This is a genomic window from Cedecea davisae DSM 4568 (assembly GCF_000412335.2).
GTDB classification, from domain to species: domain Bacteria; phylum Pseudomonadota; class Gammaproteobacteria; order Enterobacterales; family Enterobacteriaceae; genus Cedecea; species Cedecea davisae.
In genome coordinates this window covers 3,174,446-3,178,740 of the sequence record NZ_KE161030.1, presented here as the reverse complement: position 1 = coordinate 3,178,740, position 4,295 = coordinate 3,174,446, and the positions used below count along the sequence as shown (strand labels likewise).

General features: G+C 53.6%; 2 protein-coding genes. Both read right to left on the bottom strand.

Features of this window, described 5'->3' with window-relative positions; translation table 11 throughout:
* The coding region (locus HMPREF0201_RS23205; protein ID WP_016537460.1) for a hypothetical protein at positions 1-353 on the bottom strand (353 nt) is incomplete at its 3' end.
* Between the two features lie 2 nt (positions 354-355).
* Positions 356-3,892: an ACP S-malonyltransferase gene (locus HMPREF0201_RS14385; RefSeq protein ID WP_148374898.1), complete on the bottom strand. Its 3,537-nt coding sequence runs from the start codon at positions 3,890-3,892 to the stop codon at positions 356-358.
* Positions 3,893-4,295: the final 403 nt, after the last annotated feature.

The following is a 4,295-nucleotide window of genomic DNA, read 5'->3' as shown; positions in this document are numbered from 1 at the left end:
CGGCGGTACGGGTCTAACTCATAATTGATTAAAAACAGGATGTTAAAGATATAGACCTGTTTGTCGTGCTCGCTCAGCGTCTGACCCGGCTTAACCAGCAGGCAGATAAAGTCGCAAAGCAGCGACGAAAAGTTAACATAGTTGTTTTTAGACTCGGTTTTATCCTTCAGCTCATCAAAGGCATTCTGGATCCACAGAGAAATAGTCTCGTTGTAGGACACCGGATACTGACCCAGGCCCAGTCCTCTGACTATTCTGCTCCACGGCGTGGCGATAAGTCGGCTTTCGTTATCCAGGTGTGCCATGGCATTGTTCAGGTTGTGTTCGAGTACCTGTTGGTTAAATCGCTGCATAGTTACATTGCCTCTTTGGCGAACTGTTCAACATAAGGCACGCTGACGCCAAGGAACTGGTCGCGCTTGCCCTGTAAAATTTCTAAGGCCCAATTGAGCCACTTAATCCCTTCGCAGTAGATTGCTACCGGCCTGCGCTGGGTACGGATGCTGTCTTTAATCGTGCCGTCCAGCTCGGAGCTGAAGTGGAACGGCGGCATGGCGGTAAAGTGCGTGCCCATCATGAACACGAAGCGCACCAGCCAGTGCGGATCTTCCCGCAGGAAAACCGAGTCCGGGTTAGCGGTGTCATAGACTGTGCTCATCACCTGGGCGAAATATCGCTCCATACCCACAACTTCATGCTGGCTAAGCGGGTTGATATTTTTTTCGGCGCAGTCGGTTATCCGGTAGGTTCGCTGGTAGTCATTGCTTTCGGCGAACTGGATGGTAACCACCGGGTTTTTGGCCGCGTTCAGGCTCATGGTGAGGTTAAACAGCTCGTTATGAATTTCGTCATAGTGGCCGAGGGAGTTGTGCCACGGCTTGTTGTCGTACATGTAGTCGTCGCGGCAGTCCGCACCTTCGCTTTGGTAGCCGATGGCCCGCGGATCGAGGAACCGGAGCTGAATATCTTCGGCGCTGATGGTCGCCAGAGCCCGGGCTATCTCATCTTCGCTTCTGTGCTGGTTAATCAGCACCTGAGCGGCCAACAGCGGGGCGGTGTTGCCCATCTTGATGTTCTCGGTGTTGGTATCGCCCATCACCAGAGAGTGCCAAACCGGCTCAAGCATGCGCTGGTACTCCGGGCGCGAGCGGAAGGCGCTCAGCAGAGCCTTGCTGTTAAGGTATTCGCGGCCGTTGATAACGATCTTCTCGCTGTCCAGCAGTTCAGGGCTGAAGCAGCCCGGCGCGGTCTGGCGGCACAGGGCGAGGCGATCTTCAATTTTGCGGAAATAGGACGACTCCAGCGTGTTTCCGCTGGCCGCCACCCGGTTTTCGCGATGGATGTTGTCTCGCAGGAAGGTGAAGATGATTTCGTACAGCCGGGCAATCAGGCGCGGAGAAAGGTCGTTGCGCTCGATAAACTGGCTGACTTCCTCGCCTTCCACCAGGCTCATTTCATAGATGACTTCTTTGCAGGTCGCTTTCCCCACGCGTGACTGGCTGGCGGGGGTCAGGATCTCGCGTTCCGTCACGGCATAAACCTGCGGGAACCACGGTTTGACGCTGTCCGGCAGGGCGCGCAAATAGTCTACCTGGCGTGCCGCTTTGGCGAACGGAGGCAGCATCACGCCCGTGCCGCCCGCGTGCCATTTGGCGGCGGTTAGCGCCTCGCTTAATATTTTGCGAACCACCACCGGCTCATGCGGCGCACGCTGAATAAACATGGTCATCGATTCACTGCCGCCGTTGCAGAATTGCAGCGGGACTTCGTCCGCCTCAATGTAGGCATTAACGGTGCTGCAAAGCAGATTACGACGGCTGGCGTAGTCGGAAACCTGGCGATGTTCTTCGGTCAGCCAGGTCTGCGCTTCACGTTCGCGCTGCTCCAGCGCCAGCTCCGGCTTACGCAGCCAGATTTCCGGGGCGGAAGCGATAAGAATGATGTCTGATTGATAAGGCTCGGTTTCCAGCGAGTTATCGACCAGGCTGCCGTCGAGGGTTATCACCGACAGATGGCAGTCGAGAGCCGCCTGTACGCGCTCATTGGGGAAATCACCCAATAAGATTTTGAACGTGTTGACCTCAAGATCGCGGTGCCCCAGCAGCGGCAGTCCGTTGACGGAAAGCACGGGAACGCGGGCGTCGCCAAGCTCGGCGGCAAATTTTTTAACGCCGCCCCACGGCAGCATTTTACGGCTGTGTGACGAGTAGTAATCGCGGCATAGCTGCACCGTGCTGTCGAACGATGCAGCCCCGACGGCGACGAGGCAGGCGAGCCAGCCGATAAAATCTCGAGTCGCCAGGCAGGTATTGGCCTGTTGAACCAGCGCCGGGCGATGAACCTGCATTAACTCGAAAGCGAGCGTTTGCAGGATGATACGTCGGATAACCTGAGTTTCAGGCGGCGCCTCGGCGGTATGCAGCTGCAACAACCCGTCCAGCGGCTCTCCATGATTGCGCTCCGCCGCTATACGGCTGCAAACTTCAGCGTAATTTGGGGCGGAGGCTAAATCCTGCAGGTAGTTAAATACCGCAATATTGCTGAGTTCATCGAGGCTGGAGAAGTAGAACAGCGTTTTTTCCGCATGGATGATAAACGGCGTTTTCAGATAGCGAATTGCGCCATCCTTGCGCTGAATTTTGAGATCGGCGTAGGTCTGGTTTTTATCGAGTTCCGTGCCGTGAATATTGCGTCTCAGGCGGGACATCAATACCCGCTCGCCCGGCTGCAAATAGTCGCGATAGCGCCAGCTATTTTTGTAGATGCTGTCCACGCTAACCGGGGCGCAGCCGCTAACTTCCAGCCTGAGCGGCGCAACCTGCTGGATAGCTTCCACGATTTTGGTTGAAAAACGGCTGGTGAACTCGGCGTTTTGGCGGGCTACGTTCAACCAGCTGTCGATACCTGAACAGATATCGGCGGCTTCTTTGCCGTCACGAATGCGGCTTAAAGCACCCAGCGCCTGTACCATCAGCGCGGCTTCGCCGGGAGCGCCGGTGAAGGATAAAGCCGGAGTGTGAATATCGTTGTCGCGCAGCAGCTGGACGGATTTATTTCCCAGACCCAATTCAACAATCGCGTCAGCGCCCAGAGCATCTGCCATGCTGGCCGTGGTAGCCGAGAGCATAATGCAATCGATTATTGCCAGCACCGCCGCGCGTATCTCTTCTTTGCTGGTCAGCAACTGCTCGCTGTGGTTGGCAATCACCGGCGTATGCGGGTCGCAAAAGACAATCTGGCGCTCAATGAAGAACTGCTCCAGCCCCTGTTTAAGCGGAGTAAGCTGCGCCGAATGGGTGAGAAACGTGGTCGGCTCTTTGAGCTTGTTCACCTCAACCGCCGGGTAGCTCTTCATAAAAATATCGAAGCATGACTTGATGCTGGTCTTCACATAGAGATTGATTTGGCATGGGCTATAGGCTTTATGTTGTTCAATCTCGGTGCTGAGAAATTCTTCCTGCAGCGCGGCGTATGCCTCTGCCAGCTGTTTTTCTTTGCCGCGCAGGGCGACGACATAATAGGGTTCGGGGATTAAGTTTTGCGCTTGCAGCGCCGCCGGATACCAGGCGGCAATAGACTGGCTGAATGCATCGTCCTGCTTATCGGAGGCCAGTAGAATATACGGGGTAAAGAAATTGGCGATTTTTACGCCGTCGCTGACGCTGAGCGCCCCGCTGGCTACCGCCGAGTTAATGATGCCGAAGCTTTCCCCGCTGTAAGCGAGAAAATGAAGATCCTGATTTTGCCGGTGAGCCTCTGCGCGCAAAAGGGCGGCCAGAGCTAAATTATGAATAAGGAAACTGGCGCCGATAAAACCTTGCTGTTCCATTTTCCCGGAAGGAAGCGTTGCCGGAGTAATCAGCATTTTTTCTGGTTGATTTCCGTACCCCATAGCAGCAGCCGCTTCACAATATATTTGTTCGACTTCTTTATTTCCTGAACGTAACAGGCAATCACCAATATCCTTATACATAACCCGGCTGCCTAAGCCCGGGAAAAATCCCACTATATTATTTCTGCCAGCCACACTCTCTTTTGCTATGTTGGAATTTTTCATCTGTTTATCTCATTAATATTGACATATTTATAAAGCAGCCGTGCCCGTTCCTGTTTTATAAAAAACAGAAAAGGCTCTTGTGGAGAAAGAGTTTTATAACCGGGTACGGCTGCTATCTTATTTATGTTAATCAGTAATTATGGTGAGAACGGATGTTTAGTTCTCACCGGCGTTTATTCTGATGGTATTAATAAGCACTGATATAACAGAATTATTGAGTTGTTGTGTTAAGGCTTAT